24 protein-coding genes, 1 other RNA gene and 1 pseudogene are annotated in these 23985 nt (G+C 42.7%); 15 read left to right on the top strand and 11 right to left on the bottom strand.

Features of this window, described 5'->3' with window-relative positions:
- Nucleotides 1-240 precede the first annotated feature (240 nt).
- The 4 genes and pseudogenes from ACFG4S_RS27785 to ACFG4S_RS27770 form a co-directional block, all read right to left on the bottom strand.
- Nucleotides 241-447, bottom strand: a complete 207-nt coding sequence (locus tag ACFG4S_RS27785) for a phycobilisome linker polypeptide (RefSeq protein ID WP_012411143.1) — start codon at nt 445-447, stop codon at nt 241-243.
- A gap of 223 nt (nt 448-670) precedes the next feature.
- Entirely contained in the window at nt 671-1159 is a 489-nt protein-coding gene (gene apcB, locus ACFG4S_RS27780; RefSeq protein WP_392532142.1) for an allophycocyanin subunit beta, read from the bottom strand.
- Nucleotides 1160-1224: 65 nt separating this feature from the next.
- On the bottom strand, nt 1225-1710 hold the full coding sequence (gene apcA / locus ACFG4S_RS27775) for an allophycocyanin subunit alpha (RefSeq protein WP_392532141.1): 486 nt from the start codon (nt 1708-1710) through the stop codon (nt 1225-1227).
- Between the two features lie 395 nt (nt 1711-2105).
- Nucleotides 2106-5411, bottom strand: a pseudogene (locus ACFG4S_RS27770) (phycobilisome rod-core linker polypeptide); the annotation flags it as partial.
- A gap of 500 nt (nt 5412-5911) precedes the next feature.
- On the opposite strand from ACFG4S_RS27770, the gene ACFG4S_RS27765 reads away from it, so the two are divergent.
- Entirely contained in the window at nt 5912-6442 is a 531-nt protein-coding gene (locus ACFG4S_RS27765) for a hypothetical protein (RefSeq protein ID WP_392532140.1), read from the top strand.
- Between the two features lie 31 nt (nt 6443-6473).
- Here ACFG4S_RS27765 and ACFG4S_RS27760 read toward each other — a convergent pair whose 3' ends face one another.
- Nucleotides 6474-7208, bottom strand: a complete 735-nt coding sequence (locus ACFG4S_RS27760) for a 2-phosphosulfolactate phosphatase (RefSeq protein ID WP_392532139.1) — start codon at nt 7206-7208, stop codon at nt 6474-6476.
- Between the two features lie 287 nt (nt 7209-7495).
- Here ACFG4S_RS27760 and ACFG4S_RS27755 point away from each other — a divergent pair, with 287 nt between their 5' ends.
- From ACFG4S_RS27755 to ACFG4S_RS27710, 10 genes are all read left to right on the top strand, one after another.
- A complete protein-coding gene (locus ACFG4S_RS27755; RefSeq protein WP_392532138.1) occupies nt 7496-7945 on the top strand; it encodes a hypothetical protein in 450 nt (149 codons plus the stop codon).
- A 327-nt stretch (nt 7946-8272) separates the two neighbouring features.
- Nucleotides 8273-9454, top strand: a complete 1182-nt coding sequence (locus ACFG4S_RS27750) for a class I SAM-dependent methyltransferase (protein ID WP_392532137.1) — start codon at nt 8273-8275, stop codon at nt 9452-9454.
- Between the two features lie 468 nt (nt 9455-9922).
- Entirely contained in the window at nt 9923-10405 is a 483-nt protein-coding gene (locus tag ACFG4S_RS27745) for an ATP synthase subunit I (protein WP_392532136.1), read from the top strand.
- A gap of 60 nt (nt 10406-10465) precedes the next feature.
- The gene (atpB, locus tag ACFG4S_RS27740; RefSeq protein ID WP_392532135.1) at nt 10466-11227 is read left to right on the top strand and encodes a F0F1 ATP synthase subunit A; all 762 of its coding nucleotides are present in this window, start codon (nt 10466-10468) and stop codon (nt 11225-11227) included.
- 149 nt (nt 11228-11376) lie between these two features.
- Nucleotides 11377-11622, top strand: coding sequence for an ATP synthase F0 subunit C (gene atpE, locus ACFG4S_RS27735; RefSeq protein WP_012411162.1), 246 nt, complete (start codon nt 11377-11379; stop codon nt 11620-11622).
- A 321-nt stretch (nt 11623-11943) separates the two neighbouring features.
- Nucleotides 11944-12375 carry a F0F1 ATP synthase subunit B' gene (locus ACFG4S_RS27730; protein WP_392532134.1) on the top strand — a complete coding sequence of 144 codons (432 nt, stop codon included), beginning with the start codon at nt 11944-11946 and terminating at the stop codon, nt 12373-12375.
- A 330-nt stretch (nt 12376-12705) separates the two neighbouring features.
- Entirely contained in the window at nt 12706-13278 is a 573-nt protein-coding gene (locus ACFG4S_RS27725; protein ID WP_392532133.1) for a F0F1 ATP synthase subunit B, read from the top strand.
- The gene (gene atpH / locus ACFG4S_RS27720; RefSeq protein WP_392532132.1) at nt 13275-13829 is read left to right on the top strand and encodes an ATP synthase F1 subunit delta; all 555 of its coding nucleotides are present in this window, start codon (nt 13275-13277) and stop codon (nt 13827-13829) included. The genes ACFG4S_RS27725 and atpH overlap by 4 nt, the downstream gene beginning before the upstream one ends.
- 109 nt (nt 13830-13938) lie before the next feature.
- The gene (gene atpA / locus ACFG4S_RS27715) at nt 13939-15459 is read left to right on the top strand and encodes a F0F1 ATP synthase subunit alpha (protein ID WP_392532131.1); all 1521 of its coding nucleotides are present in this window, start codon (nt 13939-13941) and stop codon (nt 15457-15459) included.
- A gap of 168 nt (nt 15460-15627) precedes the next feature.
- Nucleotides 15628-16575, top strand: a complete 948-nt coding sequence (locus ACFG4S_RS27710) for a F0F1 ATP synthase subunit gamma (protein WP_392532130.1) — start codon at nt 15628-15630, stop codon at nt 16573-16575.
- Nucleotides 16576-16681: 106 nt separating this feature from the next.
- On the opposite strand, the gene ACFG4S_RS27705 is transcribed toward ACFG4S_RS27710, so the two are convergent.
- The 3 genes from ACFG4S_RS27705 to ACFG4S_RS27695 all read right to left on the bottom strand — a co-directional run bounded on the left by ACFG4S_RS27705 (nt 16682) and on the right by ACFG4S_RS27695 (nt 17438).
- Complete coding sequence (locus ACFG4S_RS27705) at nt 16682-16948, bottom strand: Txe/YoeB family addiction module toxin (RefSeq protein WP_392532129.1); 267 nt, start codon at nt 16946-16948, stop codon at nt 16682-16684.
- A complete protein-coding gene (locus ACFG4S_RS27700; protein ID WP_392532128.1) occupies nt 16941-17195 on the bottom strand; it encodes a type II toxin-antitoxin system Phd/YefM family antitoxin in 255 nt (84 codons plus the stop codon). The genes ACFG4S_RS27705 and ACFG4S_RS27700 overlap by 8 nt, the downstream gene beginning before the upstream one ends.
- A 117-nt stretch (nt 17196-17312) precedes the next feature.
- Nucleotides 17313-17438, bottom strand: coding sequence for a hypothetical protein (locus tag ACFG4S_RS27695; protein WP_392532127.1), 126 nt, complete (start codon nt 17436-17438; stop codon nt 17313-17315).
- A gap of 91 nt (nt 17439-17529) precedes the next feature.
- Between ACFG4S_RS27695 and ssrA the strand changes: the two genes are divergently transcribed.
- Nucleotides 17530-17919, top strand: a transfer-messenger RNA (tmRNA) gene (gene ssrA / locus ACFG4S_RS27690).
- Between the two features lie 452 nt (nt 17920-18371).
- Nucleotides 18372-19784, top strand: coding sequence for a collagen-like protein (locus tag ACFG4S_RS27685; RefSeq protein ID WP_392532126.1), 1413 nt, complete (start codon nt 18372-18374; stop codon nt 19782-19784).
- A 39-nt stretch (nt 19785-19823) separates the two neighbouring features.
- On the opposite strand, the gene ACFG4S_RS27680 is transcribed toward ACFG4S_RS27685, so the two are convergent.
- From ACFG4S_RS27680 to ACFG4S_RS27670, 3 genes are all read right to left on the bottom strand, one after another.
- Nucleotides 19824-20963 (bottom strand): protein kinase, encoded by a 1140-nt coding sequence (locus ACFG4S_RS27680; RefSeq protein ID WP_392532125.1) that lies wholly within the window; start codon nt 20961-20963, stop codon nt 19824-19826.
- A gap of 68 nt (nt 20964-21031) precedes the next feature.
- Nucleotides 21032-21364: a PIN domain-containing protein gene (locus ACFG4S_RS27675; RefSeq protein WP_392532124.1), complete on the bottom strand. Its 333-nt coding sequence runs from the start codon at nt 21362-21364 to the stop codon at nt 21032-21034.
- A 6-nt stretch (nt 21365-21370) separates the two neighbouring features.
- Nucleotides 21371-22162 carry a DUF6334 family protein gene (locus ACFG4S_RS27670; protein WP_392532123.1) on the bottom strand — a complete coding sequence of 264 codons (792 nt, stop codon included), beginning with the start codon at nt 22160-22162 and terminating at the stop codon, nt 21371-21373.
- A gap of 372 nt (nt 22163-22534) precedes the next feature.
- Between ACFG4S_RS27670 and ACFG4S_RS27665 the strand changes: the two genes are divergently transcribed.
- Together ACFG4S_RS27665 and ACFG4S_RS27660 are read left to right on the top strand one after the other, a co-directional pair.
- Complete coding sequence (locus ACFG4S_RS27665) at nt 22535-23014, top strand: YbjN domain-containing protein (RefSeq protein WP_392532122.1); 480 nt, start codon at nt 22535-22537, stop codon at nt 23012-23014.
- A gap of 45 nt (nt 23015-23059) precedes the next feature.
- Entirely contained in the window at nt 23060-23788 is a 729-nt protein-coding gene (locus ACFG4S_RS27660) for a biotin/lipoate A/B protein ligase family protein (protein ID WP_392532121.1), read from the top strand.
- Nucleotides 23789-23985 lie beyond the last annotated feature (197 nt).

Below are 23985 nucleotides of genomic sequence, written 5' to 3'. Positions count from 1 at the left end.
TCGTTTTGCCAACGAACTAGCTTTGGATACATAAGTATCGTTAGCTAATTTGAATAACTTTCAATTGCCTGTGCTTAGATACATACTCAACTTATCTGTCAGAGTTGCGCTGAGAGTAATTACGATGTTATTTATTAAATACTCAATTACCAAATTTCTTCTAGTATCAATTCTTAAATAAAAAAGAGGTCTAAAAAGACCTCTTACCAATTCCCTAAAAAAATATTCTGTCTATAGCACTTATGACAAGCCAGTATTAGCACCTTGCTTACCAGTTGCTAGTTCTACCTTGATGATTTTGCCACCCGCTTTTTGAATACGTTGCTGTTCGCGGAACCAGTTTTCATAAGGAACTAGCTTAGTGAAGTAAGTATTTTGCAGTTCGCGTTGGGTACGAATTCGGGTTTGGCTGGGAACTAGAGCAGTAATTTTAAACAAACGGGACATATTCTGAAAATCTCCTGTATAGTTTGTGAAAACTTTTTTTATCTCAAAATCTTGAGTGCAAATCTTTTAATCATTCAAAGGCTGGAAATCAAACATCAATACTAGACCACCAACACTCATCACTGATAATTTACCAAGATAAGCAATACAACGTTCTAGCACTCACGGCTGATTTCCAGACCTTAATAAAGCCGCACCTAAATTCTTAAGCGCAAACTAGTTCTTAGCTTAAGCCAGAGGAGATATAGTCTAAGTAAACGCCCATTTCCTTACCAGCGTCAGAACCTACCAAACTGGCAGTTACTTCTTTGATGGATTGGATAGCTTGTACAGTAGCTCCAACGGGTACACCTAAAGAGTTATAGGTTTCCTTCAAGCCATTTAGTACACGCTCATCCAGAATGGAAGGATCGCCAGCTAACATAGCGTAGGTGGCATAGCGGAGATAGTAGTCTAAATCACGAATGCAAGCAGCATAGCGGCGAGTGGTGTACATGTTGCCGCCGGGACGGGTGATGTCAGAGTATAGCAAAGATTTTGCTACAGCTTCTTTGACAATTGCAGCAGCGTTGGCGCTGATGGTGCTAGCAGCACGTACCCGCAGTTCGCCAGTAGAGAAATAGCCTTTTAGCTTCTCTAAAGCAGAAGCGTCTAGGTATTTGCCTTGAACGTCTGCGGAGTTAATGACAGCGGTAATTGCGTCTTGAGCCATGTTGTTAATTCCTTATTTCCAACCGTATTGCAATACTTCTGTTTCAGCAGGTAAATAGCTTCAGCCTACAGTAGAGCGCCAACTAGATAGTCGAAGTAGCCACCAGCTTCAGCAGCATCTTCACTCGATAGCAGGCTAGCAGCACTGTTCTTCAACCCACGGATACCTTCAGCAACACCATCGATAGGAGTTCCTAAAGACTTGTAGAGTTCACGGGCACCGATAACACCAATTTCTTCGATGGGGGTGACATCACCAGCAACGATACCGTAGGTAACGAGGCGGAGGTAATAATCGAGGTCACGCAGACAAGTAGCGGTCAATTCTTGACCGTAAGCGTTACCACCAGGAGACACAACATCAGGACGCTTTTGGAACAGTTGATCGCCAGCTTGCTTAACTAGCCGTTCGCGATTTTCTGTCAAAACTTGAGCAATCCGCAGACGGCGCTCACCAGCTGCGACAAAGGATTTGATCCGATCTAACTCACCGGGGCTGAGATAGCGGGCTTCTGCGTCAGCATTCACGATCGCTTTCGTGACGATACTCATTAATGGATTCCTCCAATACGAATGAAACCAGGATTTGATTAAACTGGTGCGACTTAAAACTGGTTTACTGAGTTTGTTTTCTCGTGCTTTTAGACACAACAGTTGAATAACTGCTAGGACTAATAAATTAAGAATTTGCTTGAGTCAACATAAGTACACAAGCTTTTAAACTCAGTTACCTTCCGCAAAACATTTTCCGGCATTCTGTTGAGCATTTATGACTGCTCTTAATACTTTGTAATATTAATTTTCAGATTTACTGTTTTCGGGGCAATCTGAGAACGATATTACGAAAGGTTGCAAAGGGTTATGGGGACTGGGTAATAGGTATTGGGGACTGGGGATTGGGGATTGTAAAGTTTACCTACCTAGTCCCCACTCCCTAATTCCTACTCAGCCACCTGTACGCTGCCGAGGTAGTTACCTGCTGGCAACGATGGGAAGCGGTTGTAAGGCACAACATCTTCACCAAAGTAGCGGCTATATTCTGGGCTTTCGACTATTGCTTCTACAGCAGCCGACAAACCACTATCATCTAGCAGTGTGCTGTACTGGCGAATTTCTTCATGAGTTGTAGGCGCACGCCCCAACAAGTGACGGAAGAGGAACTCAATCACTTTAGTATGGGGATAAGGTGTGTAGAAGCGCTGGCGATAGATTTCGGAACTCGCCAGACCACGCACAAACTCCCGGACGGAAATTTCACCATTTTGGAGTTTGTTATCGAGGTCAGTCAAGCGGAAATTATCAGGCACTTGACCGCTAAAGATATCCAATACCTGAGAATAAATAGCGTTAACTGCCTGTTGTCTTTCAGTTGGACTTGTGTTGTCCGCGAGACGGTAAATACGTGCATGTTTACGTACTCCTAGTTCTACGGATTCCACGGTACTCTTGTTATAAGAACGACCCAATTCAGCAAAAGAGGGCTGTTTGTCCGCGATCGCTTTTGTTTGGGCTGCGATATCTGCGATCGCTTGGGCTAAAAGCGGCGTATCACTAGATCCTGGACGAGGTTGTACAGGCTTAAAGCTAGGTACAACTACATCATCATTTTGCTTAGTTAGCTGGTTGTAAAGCTTCTCGGTATTGGGGAAGTTTGCCGCTGGTAGGGTCGGGAAGCGACGATAAGGCACCGTATCTTCACCAAAGACCTGGTTATATTCCACACTATCTACTAAAGCACCGATAAAGGCACGAATACCTTGAGTAGCCAAAATCTGGTTATATTTACGGATTTCTGCCTGGTCTAGTGGCGCACGTCCCAAGAAGTGTTTCGTTCCCAACTCAATTACTTTGGTGTTGGGGTAGGGTGTGTAGAATTCTTTCAGATAAAGATTTGAGTAACCCAAACCTTCAATAAATTCTTTCACACTGATTTCACCATTACCCAGTTTGCTTTCCCACGCCGTAAATTCATTTTTAGCGATGTAGGGTGCAATATCGCGCTCAAAAATCTGACGATACGCAGCACTGATTAAAGTTTGCAGTGCAACTTTATCACTGGTATTCGCCACCAGCTTGAAGATTTTGGTTTGTTCCCGTTGCTTGCTAACGCCTTGGTTAATGCGGAATTGAATATCTGGTTCTGTGCGTTTTTCAGTGACAGTACCCAGTGTCACAAAGCTCGGTACTACTTCCTTCTGGACTTTCGCCGCAATATCTTCACGAATGCTACCAACGCGCAGTTGTCGGCCGGACACACCACCAGGAGTCAAATACCGTTCATAAGGAACTGTATCTTCACCAAATGCTTCACTGTATTCTACGCTGTTAATGATGGCGTCAACCACCGCGTAGAAGCCTTGTTTAGCAGCGAGATCGAAGTACTTGTTGATTTCTTGACGACCGTAAGTCGGACGACCCAACAAGCGACGGTGAATATACTCGATCGCTTTACAAACATACAGCGATGACCAGTACAGATTGCGGAATACATCCGACTTAGCCAAAGCACGGACAAACTCCCGCACGGAGATGTCGCCGTTTTCCAGCTTAATTTCCAAGACTTTCGGACGTTGACCTTCGTAAACATCTCGACCGAAAACTTGCAGGTAAGCAGCTCTAATCACTGCTTGCGTGGAGCTTTCGGAGAATCTGACGCTAGAACCTTTGGCAGCTTTTTTGCCAATGGTACCAGGCAGTTGGTCTAACTTGAAGACCTTCGGTCCAAGAGTACCAGGAGCTTCACCGCGTGCCTTAGGATTGCTATTTTGGTTATTAATCCCTGCCCCTTGGTGAATTAGGATGCGCTTGGTATCCTTGCCAAAAGGAGCAGGACTGGTGCTGGGGTTGCGAGTTTCTTTCGGGAAAATCGCCCCAAACTGAATTTCCAAGGGGTCGTTACCAGAACCGTAAGGATGTTGATCTGGTAGCGGTTGCTCGTAAGCTGCAAATGTAGTAATGAACTGAGGGATCTTGCGGAAAGGCGCACTGTAATTAAACAGGTCTTGTTGCGGTCCCCAGTTGCGACATTCTTGTGCTTCTTGACCCAGACCCCGGAGGTAGGGTACAGTCTCTTCGCCAAAATAGTCGCTGTATTCAGCAGAATCTACTAAGGCATCCACTAAGGCTGCTAGACCACCAGTAGAAATAATCGAGAAGTATTTTTGTACTTCTTCGCGGCTACTTGGTCCCCGTCCCAAAATGTGACGGAAAGCCAGTTCGATGACTCGGCTGTTAATAAAAGGCTGGTAAAACTGTTTTTGGTAAAGGGGAGATTTCGTTAGACGGCGAACAAACTCCTTCATGGAGATATCGCCATTCTTCACTTTGGATTCTATGTCAGAAATAGACAAGCTATAAGCACGGGTAATGTCGCGCTCAAAAATTTGCCGATAGGCCGCTTTAACTACCTCATTTTTTTCGCTAGCTGATAACCCAGTCTTCATCACAAACTTCGGACGCCGTTCTGCTGCATTAAAGTAAATTTGCGGCAGTTGCAACCCTTGCTGGTCGCTAGAAGGACGTTGGCGCAGTTTATTGGAAGGTGTGGCTGCTTTGAACTCTGTGAGCAAAACATCCATGTACTGAGACACAATTTCTGTAGCCTCAGCATCCTGACGGAAAAATGAAAGAGCGCCCGCTTTAATTTCCTGCAAAGCTACCAGTGTTGCTTCACCAGAACAGGCATTTTCAATTATTTCCCGCAAACCTCGTGTATTCACGGCGATGATGTTGGGGTCGCCAGCAACGATCGCATAAGTAGCATAGCGTAAGAACCAGGATAAATCCCGCAAGCTCTTAGCCATGTTGCTCGGTCCGTAACGAGCAATGTTAATTGGTCTAAAACCTGGAGGTGTGGGACCACTGGGGGATGAGTTAAAGATTGAGCGTAAATTTTCTAGGAACCCACCACGGCTTTCAACGTAGGTTACAGTTCCCAGCTGCATCCCTTGTTGAACATTAGCACCAGCAGTTACTAGTTCTGCTTCTCTGGGCTTTTCTAAAAAAGCCATTGGCGAACCACCGACAAAAATTCGGTTGGCAGCCCGAGACACGATAATCTCGGAATTGTCCGTGAGCGTCTGGGCAATTTCTAGACGCTTTGCACCAGATGCAAAATAGCTTGCCAGTTCATTTAGTTCACCACTACCCAAAAAGCGGTCTTGCTGCTCTGCTTGGGTAATTGTCGCTACAGCTAGGGTTTGATATAGTTGCGGACGCGCAACTGAGCTTCCACCACTTGCCTTAACACTCATCGGATTTTTAAAACTCCCATCATAATCATTTATGTGTTAAGTCTGGGTCGCTTTGAGGCTTGACACATCGGTGTGTCTATGCTTTATGAGCCTAAGAGTACTGCCTGCAAAACTGCCAGTAAATTAACCCAATTAGCTTTTAGATTAGAACGTTTTGCGTTCTCAAGGCTGGTTTATTAAGAAGTGTGTAGAATATGTAGCTTGAATGCGTCAAGTCTCAAATAGACACCTTGTTTGTCTGAAACAAAATTTAAGTTTTGTAACAAAGTGAATTGGTAGTTTGTCATTTGTCCTTTGTCATGAATATGCAACTTACCAACGGGTAACAATTTAGTATCCACCCGATCATGAATAACCTTAGTGGACAATGGTCACTGGTGAATGTTAAGTTGTTTTTGCTACTTATAGCTGAATATTAATCAATCACAACCACGGGAAATAATTCTTAAATTAGCGTGAATTAAGCTTTAGCTATCATCATTTTATCTAGGGAAAATACTATGGACAAAAGTTTTAAATTTAACTATTTCTTAAATATTACTGCGTCTGCTATAGCCGTTATATTAGCTGTCACTCCTGCACATGCGCTTCCAGGTCAAAACATCAGCACTGTTGTCAACTGGGCAAAAACAAGAGCTCAACTACCCACTCTGAAATATAACAGCGAAGCCCACGGTTATGAGGGTACAAAGGGAAATTTATACTTCTATGCTGATGTCACCGAAGAAAATGGGACAGTGACTAAAGAAGGCATAACCGTTAGTGGTGATAAACGCCTCAAATTCACCACAAAAAATGCCAATACAGTGAAATTGTTACAAAATATTTATAATTCTAATATTGCCAATGACTTCCAGAAGTCTCGATATGTCACCAAAGTTGGACGCGACCAATTCTATCGCGGACAAAAGTTTGTTTACATCGCTTCTGAGGTACAGGGTGGGTCATCATTAGAGATAATTCCCTTGAATAAGTTGCAAGAGTTTATAGATAATGCAAAATATTGTCAAACTAATCAGTGCGACGTTTAATTAATTCGTAATTCGTAATTTTTGAGTTTGATTAAGCCTGTGGCGTGTAATTTGCATACGCATTATCAGTAAAGAAAGGTACGCAATCACTAACGTTATAGGCGGCAGACAGTTCAACGTCTGACTCAAAACCTTTTTCAATCAACTCTTTACCCGAACTGCATTTTTTCAAGTACCCCAGTAAATCCTGCTGGAAAGCCTGAAATGTTGTCACAGCTACTTCAGCTTCAGGTGATAGACTGCCATGTAAATAACTGAGAATTGCCCCAGCACCAATTAAATCTTCAAATGCAGGACGTAGGCTACCATCTTTTTTCCACCTCTCACCGGCGGGAATCACAGCGACTTTATCACCATACTTTTGAGCAAACTGCGCCACAGCTTGGCAATTTCGCAAGCAACCAGCCAAAGTTGGTATATTCCCAGTATGTAAAGTCAGAAAAGAACCATTAGGTGATGGTAAAACTAGTCTAGTTCCAGCAGGAATCTGAAGCACCGATTTTGGCGAGAGAGAATATCCTGTTGTAGTCCAATGTTGTCTATGACTTGCCAATTCTGCTCGCACTGATTTGGCATAATCTATGACAGATTCATCTCTGATTGCGTAGGGAAAAATTATTGCGCCGTTGTTAGTGGCAATTTCCACGCAGGTAGAAAAAGAGAGAACGTCAACTATCACAATTACATCACTGATGGGAGCGAGTTGAGCAACTCCTTGTAGACCCCATTCACAGCGTAAATTAAACTCTGATTGATTGTAAATCATTGGAGCGATCGCAAAAGATAATATTATAAAAATCAAACTATAGATAAGTAAGCCAGTGTAAATAATTAAAGTTTTGTAGTCACCACTTTAGTGCTTTAACCCTGACTATAAACTAATGCCCACACCTCAATATAAGGCTTTGACCGAAGTTTAGGCGGTAAGTGCATCGGCGTTTATAAATTATTCCGTTGCAAGCTATAATCGATATAAAACTTAAAAAGTAAAAATATTATGATTTCGCTGTCAAAATTTCCTCTAGCGATACAGCACCCAAGTTAACTTATGATGTGCTGATTGAAAATCAACCAGATGGCACAGTTAAAGCAACATTGATAGGTTTACCAGACTGTCAAGGTTTAGGTAATACAGAAACAGAAGCGATAGAAAAAGTCAGTCAAAGTTTACAAAATCGGTTAGAGAATTCCAAGATAGTTACTTTAGCAATTGAACCAACTCAATCAGAAAATCCTTGGTTGAAATTTGCCGGAATGGACAAAGATAATCCTCTTTTTGAGGAAGTACTTGATTCTATAGAAGAAGATCGTAGTGAATTTGATAAACAAATGGAGGTATGTCATGCAAACTTTATTAATGAATTGGATAATGAACTGGAAAAATTGGGAGTGACAGATTTGGATGATATCAGAACGAAGCGTTTTTATCTTGACCAACTTAATCTTGATAAAATGGGACTGATACATTTAGATGAATTGACGAAAGTTTCATATGGACAATAACTTTACCAGATGAAAAATAGCTAAAGTTATTGACGATTGAAATTAATGAATATTTACTTACTGGAAGTAAATTTATACCTTTTTGATTTGCTAAAATTACAGCTTTACAAAGTCTTTTATTGCTTTATATTATATAAATAAATTAAATTAAATTTTTCAATATATGAAGATTTACTTATGTAGCGATGTTTTTATTTAAACAAATATAGATACTTAACAAAGTTGGAATAATCGAGCATTGCATTTTCAGATAGCGATCGCAATTATTTATCTAGCATGAAGTGTCCAGCATTCGCTAAACTCAGAAATGCTGCGTTATTCCTCATCATGTCCGATTCCCAAACCGTTAGTGCTGCTGTTGCCAAACTCTACAACACCTATCCCTTTCCGCCGGAAGCCTTGTTGGATGAACCACCTCCTGGCTACAACTGGCGCTGGAATTGGCTAGCGGCTCATAACTTCTGCACAGGTCAAAAACCCCAAAAGCAAGATATCCGGATTTTAGATGCAGGTTGCGGTACTGGTGTGAGTACGGAATACTTGGTTCACCTCAATCCTCAGGCTTCTGTTGTGGGAATTGACCTCAGTAGCGGCGCTTTGGCTGTAGCAAAAGAGCGTTGTCACCGTTCTGGCGCGAACCGTGTAGAGTTTCATCACCTCAGCTTGTTTGATGCAGAACAACTACCGGGTGAGTTTGATTTAATTAACTGCGTTGGCGTTTTGCATCATACTGCCGATCCGATCGCTGGAATTCAAGCTTTGGCGAAAAAGTTAGCCCCAGGTGGCTTGATGCACATTTTTGTCTATGGGGAATTGGGACGCTGGGAAGTTCAACTCATGCAAAAAGCGATCGCCCTAATTCAAGGTGACAAAAAAGGCGACTACCGCGATGGCGTCCAAGTCGGACGGAAAATATTTGCTTCTTTACCAGAAAACAATCGAATTGTCAAATACGATAAACAACGTTGGTCATTAGAAAACCACAAGGATGAAAACTTTGCTGATATGTATGTTCATCCTCAGGAAATTGACTACAACATTGAGACGCTGTTTGAATTAATTGATGCTTCGGGATTGGAATTTATTGGCTTCTCGAATCCGAGTTTTTGGGATTTAGAGAGACTTTTGGGTAAAGCACCAGAGTTGATCGAACGCGCACAAGAATTAAGCGATCGCCAACGTTACCGCCTGATAGAATTATTAGACCCAGAAGTCACTCATTACGAGTTTTTCCTCGGTCGTCCTCCCCTGAACAAAGCCGACTGGACAGACGATAACGTCCTACTGGCAGCAATTCCCGAACTTAATCCTTGTATTCAGGGATTTCCCAGTCAATGTTTCTTTAACTACGATTACCAGATTGTTAATTTATCTGTAGCAGAGTTTGAGTTTATGCAAAGATGTGATGCTCATGCAACAGTGGCAGAGATTTTGGCAAATGTAGAATTGGGATTGGATGGGGTGAGAAAACTTCAAAAGCAACAGTTGATTTTATTGACACCAGCTTAATCGCAGTGGAATTTATACTTTGCTGATGAGCGATCGCCCATCACCACTTTTAGTAAATCTAATGTAGATTGGAAAAGTGCCTAATAAAGTGGGTATTGCACATCTCAAAAGTTGAAATTTTCTGGAATTCAGCAGTGGTGCAAACTCTAACTACAAGTCGCTACTCTACAAGTTCTGCTTTGCAGTCAGCGTCTGTAGTCCTCAACACCAACTTAGTTTCAACACCAAGCTGCTGATGATACAAAAACCTTGGAGGACAGTTATTCACCAGAAAAAAGCACAAATTTGGAGAAATTTGGAATTTTACAGGCAGTGATTCTTGATTATTTGCCGCTTCACCCTCTGACTCCCTCAAACGCTTTCTCACTTCGGGGAGCGTCACTTTATTTACTTTCAAACCTTGGCAAGAAGTTAATTGTTTTTTTCTAAAGTATTGTTACCGGATCGTGATATGATTCAGCTGACTGAATGTGCAGTCATCATACGTTAACTGTACTAGTTTCGAGTCCCGTGAGCTTGTCAGAAGAATCAATTGCACCCACTCCGACGACACGACAAGATGCTAAAACTGATTCTGAAGACACAGAATTAGCTAACTCTATGGGAGAGTTTTATCAACTCTTTCAAAGGTTGTTGGTAATCACACTTGTCTTGACGGGGATTATTTTTATCTCTGTGTGGATTTTTTATTCCTTAAACATTGCTCTCAATTATTTGATTGGGGCGTGTACAGGTGTGGTTTACTTAAAAATGCTGGCTAGAGATGTTGAGCAACTCGGTGGTGAGAGAACCCGTCTGAGCAAAACTCGTCTTGCTCTGTTTATTGGGGTGATTGTATTGGCAACTCAATGGCATGAGCTAAAGATTTTGCCCGTATTTTTAGGATTTCTCACTTACAAAGCCACGCTCCTCGTCTATATGGTGCAAACTGCGTTCATTCCTGATTCTTAAAAAGTCAGGCTCACAAAGACAATAATCCCATCCTCGCTCGTTGGGGAAAATGCTTGAAGAATGCAAATGCTTAGTGTCTTAAACGCCTTTAATTCTTTTCCCCTCGCCGAATTAGAAGTAGGTCATCATTTCTACTGGCAGTTGGGCAATCTTAAAATTCATGGGCAAGTTTTCCTCACCTCATGGTTTGTGATTAGCATTTTAGTAGTGGCTTCAATCGCTGCTACTCGCAACGCACAAAGAATCCCCCAGGGCATCCAAAATTTAATGGAATATGCCCTAGAGTTTATTCGGGATCTGGCAAAAAACCAACTTGGTGAGAAAGAGTACCGCCCTTGGGTGCCATTTATTGGCACATTGTTCTTGTTTATCTTCGTATCGAACTGGTCAGGTGCCCTAATTCCCTGGAAGCTCATCAAGCTACCTTCAGGTGAATTAGCAGCTCCCACTAATGACATCAATACGACTGTTGCATTGGCACTGCTGACGTCCTTAGCGTACTTTTACGCGGGTTTTAGCAAGCGCGGTTTGGGCTACTTTAAGAAGTACATAGAGCCAACACCCGTACTGTTGCCGATCGCCATCCTAGAAGATTTTACCAAGCCCCTCTCCCTAAGCTTCCGTTTATTTGGCAATATATTAGCGGATGAATTGGTAGTAGCGGTGCTGGTTCTGCTAGTTCCTCTGTTTGTACCTCTGCCTGTAATGGCCTTGGGTTTGTTTACCAGCGCCATTCAAGCCCTAGTTTTTGCAACCCTAGCCGGGGCATACATTCATGAGGCCATGGAGGGACATGGCGGAGAAGAGCATGAGGAGCATTAAGCTTCTCAGTTGATAGCACAGTTCCAAGAGCATATTCGCTCAAAACATCGCAAAGCGCGATCTAAAGAACCCGGTGCAGCGTGAAAAACACGTTTCTAATCGTTAACGTAATGTCTGTTAGTTTTGTAATCAAAGCAAGGAAAATCAACATGGATCCATTAGTGCAGGCTGCTTCAGTTCTCGCTGCTGCTTTAGCGATTGGTTTAGCTGCAATCGGCCCTGGTATTGGTCAAGGAAACGCTGCTGGACAAGCAGTAGAAGGTATTGCTCGTCAACCTGAAGCAGAAGGAAAAATTCGCGGTACTCTGCTATTAACCTTGGCATTCATGGAATCTTTGACTATTTATGGTCTAGTAATTGCCCTGGTATTGCTGTTTGCTAACCCCTTCGGCTAATACCTGAAAGTTTTTGTGAGTGTGGAGTCGTGAACCATCACGCCTCTACAATCAGAATCTTTTGAGAATTTAGTCGTTCTCATGTGGTTGACTACCAATTTTAGATTTTGGATTTTGGATTATCAAGGGTTTTGCGTACACGCCCCTGAGCTTGTCTGCCGAACCAATCTAAAAGACGCTCCTACGTCGCTAGCGCTACGAAGAAAGCAAATCTAAAATTCCAAATCCCTTGACCCTTCTTGGCTATGGGTCTCTAAAATATTAAAGGTTGGATGATGTTGCTAGCCATGAAAACTGCTACTCCAGCCAAAGAGGAGAGAAATGTTTGATTTCGATGCTACGTTGCCCTTCATGGCATTGCAGTTCCTTCTATTAGCAGCTTTGTTGAATGTAATTTTCTACAAGCCACTCACCAAGGTACTTGACGATCGCGACAGTTACATCCGAACGAATACCCTTGAGGCCAAAGAAGGCTTAGCGAAAGCTGAGCGTTTAGCCGCCGAATATGAGCAGCAGCTAGCAGACGCTCGCAGACAATCGCAAGCAACTGTTGAAGCAGCTCAAGTTGAAGCTAAGAAAATTACCGCCGAAAAAATCGCCGAGGCTCAGAAAGAAGCTCAGTCTCAACGCGAACAAGCTGCTGTTGAAATAGAACAACAAAAGCAAGAAGCAATGCGTACTTTAGAGCAACAAGTTGATGCTCTAAGCAGGCAGATTCTAGAAAAACTATTGGGGCCAACTCCAGTTAGATAACCTAACAAGGTTTGGTTCTGTAAAAGCATAGGCGCGATTGGTCTTTAGTCCAGAGCGCAAAATTTAAGTGTCAAAAAGGGTAAGAATTCAGCACCCAGGAATCAGAAGTCAGAATTTATCAGGAATCTAATGATGATTGATATATTTATTGATCAAAATATTCTGTAATTCCTTAACTCTTCTGACTCCTGAATTCTGACTCCTGAATTCTTCCAAAAAAGACACTTTTTCCCTTAGGGAAAAGATACTTAAATTTCCCTCCGGAAGAAGATACTTTAATTTCCCTTTGGGAAAATACAACGTATTAGCAAGCGAGCAGCGCACTTGTAGATGGGTATCATGGGCACATTCTTATTACTTGCCGCAGAAGCGAACGCTGTTCACTCTGAATTGGCAGAAGGCGCAGCAGAAGGCGGTTTCGGTCTAAACCTAGACATTTTTGAAACCAATCTCATCAATCTAGCGATTCTGGTTGGCATATTATTCTACTTCGGACGTAAAGTTTTAAGCAATATCCTGAACGAGCGACAATCCAATATTGCCACCGCAATTCAGGAAGCAGAAGGGCGCGCCAAAGAGGCAAAGAAGGCGCTCTCCAAGGCGCAAGAGCAGTTGACCCAATCTCAAGCAGAAGCACAACGCATCCGCAAATCTGCTGAAGAAAACGCCATCAAGGCCAAAGAAGCCTTGTTAGCGAAGGCAGCGCAAGACGTAGAACGCTTGAAACAAAACGCAGCAGCGGATTTAAACACCGAAACAGAGCGAGCGATCGCCCAACTGCGTCAGCGGGTGGCTACTCTAGCATTGCAAAAAGTCGAATCGCAACTCAAAGGCGGGATTGCCGACGATGCTCAACAAAGTTTAATTGACCGCAGCATCGCACAACTCGGAGGCAATATATGACAAGCAAAGTAGCAACAGCGGAAGTAGCCCAACCTTATGCACAGGCACTTTTGTCAATAGCGCAATCGAAAAATTTGACAGAAGAGTTCGGGGAAGATGCGCGTACTTTCCTAGGACTGCTAAGAGCAGACAAACAGTTATACAACTTCTTCAGCAACCCGTTTATTCAGCCTGAAAACAAAAAAGCTCTGATTAAACAAATACTTGGTGAAGGCGCTAACCCCTACTTACGCAATTTTTTGCTCATACTAGTAGATAAACGTCGCATTGCCTTCTTGGAATCGATTTTTCAACAATATCTGGCACTGTTGCGCCAGCTGAATCAAACCGTATTAGCGGAAATAACTTCAGCCGTTCCCCTCACAGAAGCTCAACAGCAAGCAATCAGAGAAAAGGTGATCGCCATCACTAATGCTCGCCAGGTAGAATTTGAAACCAAGGTAGATAGCGACTTAATTGGTGGCGTCATCATTAAAGTAGGTTCTCAGGTAATTGACGCTAGTATCCGGGGTCAGTTACGCCGACTTTCATTGCGCCTAACTAGTAGCTAAAAAGTGACCAGTTAGGAGTTAGGAGTTAAGAGTTTTTTAACTCAGCACTCAGCACTCAGCACTCAGCACTCAGCACTGAATTCCGTCTCGAAAGCAAAAAAATAGACACATGAGCATATCAATTAGACCTGACGAAATCAGCAGCATTATCCAACAACAAATCGAGCAATACGACCAAGAAGTCAAAGTTGCTAACGTTGGTACAGTTCTGCAAGTTGGTGACGGCATTGCCCGGATCTATGGTCTGGAAAAGGCTATGGCTGGGGAACTCTTAGAATTTGAAGATGGCACAATTGGCATCGCCCAAAACTTAGAAGAAGACAATGTGGGCGCGGTGCTGATGGGTGAAGGTCTGGAAATACAAGAAGGTAGTTCTGTAACAGCCACTGGGAGAATTGCCCAAGTACCCGTAGGAGAAGCCTTAATTGGACGAGTTGTAAATGCCTTGGGTGTTGCCATTGATGGCAAGGGAGATATCAAGACCACAGAAAGCCGTTTGATTGAATCTCCAGCACCAGGTATCATTGCGCGTCGGTCTGTACACGAACCCATGCAAACGGGTATCACAGCTATTGATTCCATGATTCCCATCGGTCGTGGTCAGCGGGAATTGATTATTGGTGACCGTCAAACCGGCAAAACGGCGATCGCCATTGACACCATCATCAACCAAAAAGAAGAAGATGTCGTTTGTGTCTACGTAGCGATCGGTCAAAAAGCTTCCACTGTTGCTAACGTGGTGCAGACATTACAAGAAAAAGGCGCGATGGATTACACCGTCGTCGTTGCCGCTAGTGCCAGTGAACCAGCCACCCTGCAATACCTAGCTCCCTACACAGGCGCAACCATTGCTGAGTACTTTATGTACAAAGGCAAAGCTACCCTGGTAATTTACGATGACCTTTCCAAGCAAGCCCAAGCTTATCGTCAAATGTCCCTGTTGCTGCGTCGTCCACCCGGACGCGAAGCATATCCTGGAGATGTATTCTACATTCACTCCCGCTTATTAGAAAGAGCCGCTAAGCTGAGTGATGAATTAGGTAAAGGCAGTATGACCGCCCTACCAATCATCGAAACCCAAGCTGGTGACGTTTCAGCATACATCCCCACCAACGTAATTTCGATTACCGACGGTCAGATATTCCTATCTTCTGACTTGTTTAACGCTGGTATCCGTCCCGCTGTAAACCCCGGTATTTCTGTATCCCGCGTGGGTTCTGCCGCTCAAACCAAGGCAATGAAAAAAGTTGCCGGTAAGATTAAATTGGAACTAGCCCAATTTGACGACCTGCAAGCCTTCGCTCAATTTGCTTCCGACTTAGATAAAGCCACTCAAGACCAATTGGCACGAGGTCAACGCTTGCGCGAACTTCTCAAGCAGCCACAAAATTCGCCACTCTCAGTATATGAGCAAGTAGCAATTCTTTACGCTGGTATCAATGGTTATTTAGACGATGTGCCTGTAGATAAAATTACCGTCTTTACTCAAGGATTACGTGAGTACTTAAAGACTGGTAAACCCCAGTATACCGAAGGAGTAAGATCCTCCAAAGCACTAGGTGACGCAGAAGAAGCTGCCTTGAAGGAAGCACTCACCGAATACAAAAAGACCTTCAAAGCAGCAGCGTAATAGAGTGCTAGGTGCTGAGTGCTGGGTGCTGAGTGAGAAGAGGAGTCAAGAGTGAAGATCCATAAGTATGATGCTTACGAGTTTTCACATTTCCAATTCCTATGAAGCTTGGCATTCAGCACTTTCTGCCACTCAGGACTCAGAACTCAGGACTCAGAACTTAAAGCTATGGCCAATCTAAAATCAATACGCGATCGCATTCAGTCGGTCAAAAACACCAAAAAAATTACCGAAGCTATGCGCCTAGTAGCGGCGGCGAGAGTCCGTCGGGCGCAAGAACAAGTACTAGCGACTCGTCCTTTTGCCGATCGCTTGGCACAAGTATTGTATGGTTTGCAAAGCCGTCTGCGCTTTGAAGAAGCAAACCTCCCACTGCTGAAAAAACGCCAAGTTAAGTCAGTCGGGCTATTGGTTATTTCTGGCGATCGCGGTCTTTGCGGCGGCTACAATAATAACGTTATCCGTCGTGCAGAAAACCGCGCCAAGGAAATTAAGGCAGAAGGTTTAGACTATCAATTTGTCCTCGTTGGGCGCAAAGCTACACAGTACTTTCAACGCCGCGATCAGCCCATTGATGCTACCTACAGCGGTTTAGAGCAAATTCCCACCGCCGCCGAAGCCAATCAAATTGCCGACCAACTACTTTCTTTGTTCCTTTCGGAAGAAGTTGACCGCATTGAATTAATATATACCAGATTTCTTTCTTTGGTTAGCTCCCGTCCCGTGATCCAAACCTTGCTACCTCTAGATCCCCAAGGTCTAGAAGCAGGAGATGACGAAATCTTCCGCTTGACAACCCGTGGCGGTAAATTTGAAGTCGAACGGGAAAAAGTCACTAAGGAAGTGCGCTCGTTAGCTCCTGACATGATTTTCGAGCAAGATCCAGTGCAAATTCTCGATTCATTGTTGCCCCTCTATCTGAGTAACCAGTTATTGCGAGCGCTCCAAGAATCAGCGGCTAGTGAACTAGCAGCGCGGATGACAGCCATGAGTAATGCCAGTGAAAACGCTGGTGAACTCATTAACACGCTGACTCTTTCTTACAACAAAGCCCGACAAGCAGCAATTACCCAAGAACTCCTTGAGGTTGTGGGTGGTGCTGAAGCCTTAACTTAGGAAATAGCCACTTGCTAGCCATCACAAATAGCTAATTGCTGGTAGATTTAAAAGCTAGCGATTAGCTATTTTTAATTTTTAGTCTTGGTTAAAATTCGGAAGGTTGTCAATCAGAATAGTGGTATCGACAAGCAATAATCGTTAAATACTCATTATTTACCGCATAAACTAACCGATTCGTATCATCAATTCGCCGCGACCAAAAGCCAGCTAGGTTTTCCCTCAGGGCTTCTGGCTTGCCAATTCCCTCAAACGGTAGCCGGATTGTTGCCTCAATGAGCTTGTTAATTCGTTTTAATGTTTTCTTGTCTTGCCCTTGCCAATATAAATAATCGTTCCAAGCCTCATCTGTCCATGCTAGCTTTCTAGTCATCCAACAAATTTCGCTCCGCCACTTTCCCCTGTTTGAACTGAGCAATAGAACGCTGCAAATGGCTGGCATTAGCCGGAGACTTGAGTAAATGAACAGTCTCCAGCAAACTATCAAATAACTCTAGCGACATCACTACGGCATCCTCCGCATCGCGTCTGGTGATGATGGTATAGTCGGCATCTTCCACCACTCGGTCTAAAACAGCCTTGAGGTTATTTCTCGCTTCGCTAAAAGACACAACTTTCATTTGCTTCATTCTTGTACTGTTTATTGTACAAGTATAGCGATTCAAAAATATATTCAGCGATCGCAAGCAACTGCAAAATCAATAGACATCAAGATACATCCAATCACGTACTGATGTTTATGGTAGGCGATCGCCTACCATAAACAATTCTCCATCGAGAATCTCATCACAAATCCATTCGCGATCGGCTAATGATGTAACATCTTGAATTGTCCACCGAACTCTGTTTGTAGTCTGACTCATAACAGTTAAGCCTGGGTAATGAGAGTTTAATATTTCTTTGTCATTCTGTGACACATTTCCCTAACAGCAAACTATAATATATGTATTACAAGGGTCCGTCACGGTTTCGACAGGTTGGCGAACGCTGCTCTGTGATTCAGGTCGAGAGTGAGTCTCCTCTCGGAAATCAAAGGCTCAAAACAAAAGTAAATGCGAATAACATCGTTAAATTTGCTCGTAAGGACGCTCTAGTAGCTGCCTAAACACCTCTTACAGGTTCGAGCGTCTTTAGTTTGACTCCGTTAAGGACTGAAGACCAACCCCCAACGGATGCTCTAGCAAGCGTTCTCTGGTTGGCTTGCTGGCTAAGATTAAATCAGAGCATCCTACGTTCGGGATAATGAACGATTCCCGCCTTGAGGGTTAGAAAGGCTAAACCTGTGAATGAGCGGGGGGTCAATACCCAATTTGGACAGCAGTTCGACTCTGCTCGGATCCACTAAAAAATAACTAACCCATCCACCTGGTAATTTAATATCAAGGTGGATTTTGTTTTTGCCATATATAAATCAATACAGTTCCAATACTGCTCGGGTAAAGCATTTTTAACTCGGCATTGGGTTTGGGGAAAAGGTTAAAGGGTAAAGGGTAAAGGGTAAAGGGTAAAGGGTAAAGGGTAAAGGGTAAAGGGTAAAGGGTAAAGGGTAAAGGGTAAAGGTTTTTTCTTTCCCCTTTCCCCTTCCCCTTAACCGACAAGTATTGAATACAGTTCAGCTCAGCCCAAAACCCTGATGTAGAGACGCGATTTATTGCGTCTTCTCTAGACCAATTATCTACACCAATAAGTCGAAAAGTATGAGGTTCGAGAACTAAAGACTTTGACTGAAGAACGTTGTTATTAAGGCAATCAAAACAAGATACAGTTAATTGAAGTGAAAGTTTAGGTCTAACCAGATGCACAAAGGTTTTAAAAGTAAGCTGCCCCTACTGCTGACATTCTGCTTATTTACTAACTTTTTGCCTGCCTCTGGTTCAGTTTTATGTCCAGCCTTCGCCTCTGAAAAATACTATAAACTAGCGAGTGATTATGGCACAGATGGACGCACAGGAAGCAATGGGCGATCGGGTAGAGATGGTTCTAGTGGTAAGAACCAGAATATTTTTCTCAATGGTTCACCTGTTAATCTTGACCTATCGGGGAAAGATGGTGAAGATGGCGAAGATGGAGAACGTGGCGATCGGCCTAACTGTAGGAACCAATCTGATAAAGTCAACCACGACATAAATGCACCAGATGGCGGTAGTGGTGGTAACGGTGGCAAAGGAGGAGATGGAGGTAATGGTGGTTCAATAACAGTTTATTACACTAATTTGGCAGACTTACGAAATATTTTTGTTCGGGCAACTGGCGGCGAAGGTGGACGCGGCGGTAGAGGTGGAAATGGTACGGTGGGTTGTAAGTGTCGGAGACGCAGTTGGGAAGTGCAGACTTGTGAAGGAACTCCAGGTAACCCTAATTACAAATGTAAGAATAAGGTTTATCGATGTAGCGACGGTAGTGATGGACGAGATGGTAGTGATGGTAGCAATGGTAGGAAAGGACGCTTAGGAACTTTGAGTATTGTCAACAGCAAGGAACCTTTGGCTGATGATAATCCCACTGTAAAATTAGCAATTTCAGAACTAACAAATAAACAATTTAACCTCTCAAAAAACAAGTGGAATCTTCGCCGAGGAGCAATTTCTCTACTTGCACCTGGTTCGGCGATCGCTGATGATTATCGAGAGTTTGAACAGCGTTTAGAAGAAGCTTTTCAAATAGTTTGGCAAGAAAGACAACCCATTACCGACTTTGCCAATCAAGCGGTAACACTAAATTTAACTGACAGCAAAGAAATAGAAGTGACTTTTCCTGAGGACTTATGGGTTGAAGGTAGTAGCAAAAGTGAAGCGAACCTAACAACATTCACTGTTAACTATGCTATTCCAAAAAAAGATGTTACTCGATTAGCTGTGGCAGAATTTGCTGATGCCGGACAAAACCTGAACTTAAAAATAGTCGATTTGGCAGCAAAATCTGATGCCATTAATACACAGTTTCGCGTCAAATTCCGCGCACAAGATAGCTTGTACGGTTTTTCTGGTTATAAAACTGAATACGAAGGAGATATTCCCAACGAACTTGTGACTCGTGACTACAACCGTTTTACTTTAGCTTTGGGCAAACTCAAAATTGATAACGAAGCTTTACGTCCTGGTGTCAACGTTGAAATTGAAGTGATAGCAACTCGTTCTTTAGGAGGACGTTCTGCCAAGCAAACTATTAGGTGGCAAGGTGCAATCCGCAAACCGAGAAAACCAATTTAGTAATTTTTCAAATTCAACCCAATCAATACCCAGTCCATTTTATGGATTATTATTACCAAGATATTTAGCTTTTAGTTCTTCTAATTCTCGATCTATTTGACTTTTACTAGAAGATTGAGATGTGGAGTTGGGTGATTGGATTTTATTTTGTTGTGCTTTATTACCGCCGAGAAATTGTGTTTTCATTTCCTCCAATTCGCGATCGATTTCACTAGGAGATTGTGTAATAAAAGGAGGTGTAGAATTAGGTGGGGGTTGAGGAACAGGTTTTGCTGGAATCGCTGGTTTAACAGCCGCTTGCGAATATTGATTTAAGTCTTTTAAAACAGCATCTACTGTTTGATAACGCCGCATTGGAATACTTTCTAGCATCTTGTTGAGAATGCGACTCAATGGATTACTAACGGGAGTTTGCAAGTATTTCTGCCAAATCCAAGTATCGTTATTGGTATCATAGGAATCAAAAGGCGATCGCCTGGTTAACAAATTAATGCAAGTAACACCCAAACTGTAAATATCGCTGGCAAAAACTGCCCTACCTCGCATTTGTTCTGGGGCGACATATTCGGGACTACCAATACTAGTACCGGTTCTATTTAAGGCAGTACCAGTAACAGATTTAGAAGCACCAAAATCTACTACAACTAACTTGCGGTCGCTACTACGTAAAATAATATTTTCCGGCTTAATATCCCGGTGAATAACTTCTCTCTCGTGACAAAATTGCAATACTGGTAATAAATCATTGAGCAATTGCCAGATTTCCGCTTCACTAAAAGCACCTCTATGTGCTAGTTCCTGAGCTAAATTTTGCCCATCAATAAATTCTTGTACAAGATACTGGCGATCGTCTTGGGTAAAATATGCTAATAGTTCTGGAATTTGCGGATGCTTACCCAACTCATCTAACTGCACTGCTTCTTGGTTAAATAACTCCACGGCTTTCTGCACAGTATTAGTGCCTTGGGCTTGGGGATAAAATTGCTTAATTACGCAGCGTGGTTTTGATGGTTTATCCTCATCCACAGCTAAGAAAGTTCTGCCAAAACCACCTTGGCCTATTGGTTTGATAGCACGGTATCGTTCTTTGAGAAGTAACTTGGAACCGCAAGTCAAGCAAAACTTGACATCACCAGAATTTTCAGGCTTTGAACAACGGGGATTAAGGCAATAACTCATGGAAGGTGGCGCTTAGAATCGCTCTTAGTTATCTTTATTTTGCCCTGTTCCAGAGGTAAAAAGAGGGTTTACATTCGCCAATTATCCAGATCTAGCCCATAACCCAATGATTGAATGCGCTGATAATGGGATAAATTGCCACTGACTAAGGTTAAGTTTTGTTGGATTGCGATCGCCGCAATGATAGCATCAGCAAGTCCTATCGGTTGTCCTATGCGCTCTAAATCTGCATAAATACGCCCTGCCAACTCCGCATCATTGAGTTGCAGTGTTAACACTTGTGCCTCTATAATTTCAACAAAAAACTGCTGAATTTTATCTTGGCGTTGGTTCTTATGCCAGCCTTTGACAATCTCTAAGACTGTGATGGTGCTGATCTCTCGTAGAGAAGCTCGCCGCAAGCATCGCTACTCAACTATTTTTGATTGATTCGGAGAATTTTCAGCAACCTGGGTTAAATTTAGCGATGCATTTTTCATTTCCATTTCCAATTCTTTCCACCCTTCTTGATATAATTTTGCTATTTCGTCTTCTTTCTTGTATAGTTGCTCATGCATAAATACTTTAATAACTGAACCCTCAGCGAGAAACGTAATGCTGGGATGTAAAGTTTCAAAAGCAAAAATTACCTGATCTTGATAACCTTGAACATTTTCACACACCCAAACCGACATTAATTTTACATTTAGTGCTAGTGAAGACAATAAATTATCCGACTTAGCATAAACTTTATTATCCTCTTTGATAGCTTCTTCTATTATTACTTTTATCTCATCAGTATCAGCAATAGGTAAAAGAGTTACTACTGTAATTTGATTTTTCGTATCTTCAAAATAAAGATTAACTTCATCTAGACAAAGTTCATCTCCATCAAATTCTACGTCGTTAATTGTTGATACACCTATTAGAAGTTGCCCCATAGGAAATTCATTGATTGCCATACTTGTCACTCTTTTCCTTGCTTGCTTGAGAATTTTAATAGCAGTTTCTGCGTCTGTGTCTCCCGCAGCAGCTAAATTAGCTAACTCACCAACTTTAATATTTTGATAATCGCTACGTAACTGATTAACCTGTGCTTGTCCTCCGCCACGTTCACGAATAGCATTAGCAATGATGCGATCCTTAACATTAACAAGATTGCCAAGTTTTTTCAGTCCGCCAGGGGTGAGTTTCACGCCCTCCTGCTCATCATTTGTCATTTTGCGGTTCAAAACCTCATCTTAATCTTTCAATTTGACTCTTCATCAACCTTTACACACTCACTAATGCCCGATTCAATTCATCATCTTGCTAATTGACGAACATAAGGATTTTGCAGGCTTTCCGAGACACAAATTATAGGTTTCCACATCCTTTTTGGCGTTAGAATTTAAATGTGCTATACACTTTCTGCAATAGAGGTGTAGTCACAAACATGAAATTAAAGTAATATTTTTTACTGCATTTATTTAGAAATACCCGATCTGGTATGACTCATAAGACTATCACCTAAGGAAGCTCAAACTAACCGTGGCAACAAGCTATAAAGTATGTGTAGATAAAACAGCAAGTATGTTGAGAAAAAAATCTGTATGGCAAGCTACCAAGAAACCCTAACTAATGACGAATCCATCAATGAGTTAATCGCCGAGACTACAGGTATTAACCATCTGGAGGTAATTGAAAATGTCATCGACAGCTTAGAACAAGATGACAGTGCAATGGTTAGCCACACTCCAAAGGGTGGTTATCTTTGGAAGTTTAAGTACGGGAGTGTGGAAGTATTTGTTCAACTCAACGGGACAACTGATGAAGACACCATAACGGTTTGGTCTGCGGTGCTAGATTTACCTGCTAAAAATGAACCAAAGCTGATGCGGCATCTTTTGGAGTTAAACTGCTCTAGCACTTTTGAAGCACGTTTCGGTATTATTGAAAATCGGGTGGTTGTGATATCAACACGCACCTTAGCGGAGTTGTCCCCTGGGGAAGTCTCTCGGTTGATTACCATTGTGGCAACGATCGCTGATAATAACGATGAAGCTTTACAATCTGAATTTGGCGCAGCTTAGGGAATTTGAGATTTGGGATTTTAGATTGGAGTTCTGCTGCATCAGATGCATAACAAGCCGGTTTGGCGACTAATTCCTTTGCTAGAAGCGCCTGGAAAGGTGCAGATGGCCATTGACCGCTGGTTGCTAGAACAGCACCAGCAAAGAAACCATCCGCCAACTCTGCGCTTTTATACTTGGTCGCCACCTGCCATTTCTCTGGGCTATCATCAACGCCAATACCCTGAATATTGGCAAGATCTGATTTGGCAAGGTGAGAAACTGGATTTAGTCCGGCGTCCTAGCGGTGGACGGGCGGTACTACATCAAGGTGATTTAACTTACGCTGTAGTCACATCTGGACTGACGGGTAGTCGCCTCCAGATGTACGAAAAAATTTGTCAGTTTTTAATTCAAGGATGGCGATCGCTTGGCGTAGAATTACATTACGGTACAGAAGGGCGAGGTTACATTCATAACCCTAACTGTTTTGGCACAGCAACTAGTGCAGATTTAGTTTTGCCAGATGGTGTCAAACTCATTGGAAGCGCCCAACTGCGACGTAGCGGCGCTATTTTGCAACATGGTTCCATTCGTTTGCAACCAGACGTTCAATTGTATGCTCAGATATTTGGTGCAGAATCTTTTACGAATGTACAATTGCCTCAAAACCTGACTATTGAAAAGATTATTGCAGCTTTAGTTACCGCAGCTAGTGATTGTTTTGATATGCAAATAGAGGTAAAACCACTCTCGCCGTTTGAGTGGGAAGTAATTTTGGCGCATCAACTCTGAATCTTTACAAGCAGGAGTCTCTTTCAAATACCCTAGAATTAAAAATCGCCTGGGAGTGTTGCCGTGTTTCCACCCCAGGCGCTTTTTATTTTTAACTTGCTCCTCACACAACTAGATACTATCACTGGTGTAATCAAAAGGTGGGTATATTGAGTGACACTTTCAAAACTGTACCGATAATCTCATTTCTACATGCA

This window comes from Nostoc sp. C117, assembly GCF_043099735.1.
Classification (GTDB): domain Bacteria; phylum Cyanobacteriota; class Cyanobacteriia; order Cyanobacteriales; family Nostocaceae; genus Nostoc.
Note: the sequence above shows the minus strand (reverse complement) of the source record. Positions and strands in the feature narration are given on the sequence as shown.

What these genes read in the sequence shown, in the direction of transcription:
- ACFG4S_RS27785 (WP_012411143.1), bottom strand. Translation starts at nt 447, where the DNA reads ATGTCCCGTTTGTTTAAAATTACTGCTCTAGTTCCCAGCCAAACCCGA.
- apcB (WP_392532142.1), bottom strand. Translation starts at nt 1,159, where the DNA reads ATGGCTCAAGACGCAATTACCGCTGTCATTAACTCCGCAGACGTTCAA.
- apcA (WP_392532141.1), bottom strand. Translation starts at nt 1,710, where the DNA reads ATGAGTATCGTCACGAAAGCGATCGTGAATGCTGACGCAGAAGCCCGC.
- ACFG4S_RS27765 (WP_392532140.1), top strand. Translation starts at nt 5,912, where the DNA reads ATGGACAAAAGTTTTAAATTTAACTATTTCTTAAATATTACTGCGTCT.
- ACFG4S_RS27760 (WP_392532139.1), bottom strand. Translation starts at nt 7,208, where the DNA reads ATGATTTACAATCAATCAGAGTTTAATTTACGCTGTGAATGGGGTCTA.
- ACFG4S_RS27750 (WP_392532137.1), top strand. Translation starts at nt 8,273, where the DNA reads ATGTCCGATTCCCAAACCGTTAGTGCTGCTGTTGCCAAACTCTACAAC.
- ACFG4S_RS27745 (WP_392532136.1), top strand. Translation starts at nt 9,923, where the DNA reads ATGTGCAGTCATCATACGTTAACTGTACTAGTTTCGAGTCCCGTGAGC.
- atpB (WP_392532135.1), top strand. Translation starts at nt 10,466, where the DNA reads ATGCAAATGCTTAGTGTCTTAAACGCCTTTAATTCTTTTCCCCTCGCC.
- atpE (WP_012411162.1), top strand. Translation starts at nt 11,377, where the DNA reads ATGGATCCATTAGTGCAGGCTGCTTCAGTTCTCGCTGCTGCTTTAGCG.
- ACFG4S_RS27730 (WP_392532134.1), top strand. Translation starts at nt 11,944, where the DNA reads ATGTTTGATTTCGATGCTACGTTGCCCTTCATGGCATTGCAGTTCCTT.
- ACFG4S_RS27725 (WP_392532133.1), top strand. Translation starts at nt 12,706, where the DNA reads ATGGGTATCATGGGCACATTCTTATTACTTGCCGCAGAAGCGAACGCT.
- atpH (WP_392532132.1), top strand. Translation starts at nt 13,275, where the DNA reads ATGACAAGCAAAGTAGCAACAGCGGAAGTAGCCCAACCTTATGCACAG.
- atpA (WP_392532131.1), top strand. Translation starts at nt 13,939, where the DNA reads ATGAGCATATCAATTAGACCTGACGAAATCAGCAGCATTATCCAACAA.
- ACFG4S_RS27710 (WP_392532130.1), top strand. Translation starts at nt 15,628, where the DNA reads ATGGCCAATCTAAAATCAATACGCGATCGCATTCAGTCGGTCAAAAAC.
- ACFG4S_RS27705 (WP_392532129.1), bottom strand. Translation starts at nt 16,948, where the DNA reads ATGACTAGAAAGCTAGCATGGACAGATGAGGCTTGGAACGATTATTTA.
- ACFG4S_RS27700 (WP_392532128.1), bottom strand. Translation starts at nt 17,195, where the DNA reads ATGAAAGTTGTGTCTTTTAGCGAAGCGAGAAATAACCTCAAGGCTGTT.
- ACFG4S_RS27695 (WP_392532127.1), bottom strand. Translation starts at nt 17,438, where the DNA reads ATGAGTCAGACTACAAACAGAGTTCGGTGGACAATTCAAGATGTTACA.
- ACFG4S_RS27685 (WP_392532126.1), top strand. Translation starts at nt 18,372, where the DNA reads ATGCACAAAGGTTTTAAAAGTAAGCTGCCCCTACTGCTGACATTCTGC.
- ACFG4S_RS27680 (WP_392532125.1), bottom strand. Translation starts at nt 20,963, where the DNA reads ATGAGTTATTGCCTTAATCCCCGTTGTTCAAAGCCTGAAAATTCTGGT.
- ACFG4S_RS27670 (WP_392532123.1), bottom strand. Translation starts at nt 22,162, where the DNA reads ATGACAAATGATGAGCAGGAGGGCGTGAAACTCACCCCTGGCGGACTG.
- ACFG4S_RS27665 (WP_392532122.1), top strand. Translation starts at nt 22,535, where the DNA reads ATGGCAAGCTACCAAGAAACCCTAACTAATGACGAATCCATCAATGAG.
- ACFG4S_RS27660 (WP_392532121.1), top strand. Translation starts at nt 23,060, where the DNA reads ATGCATAACAAGCCGGTTTGGCGACTAATTCCTTTGCTAGAAGCGCCT.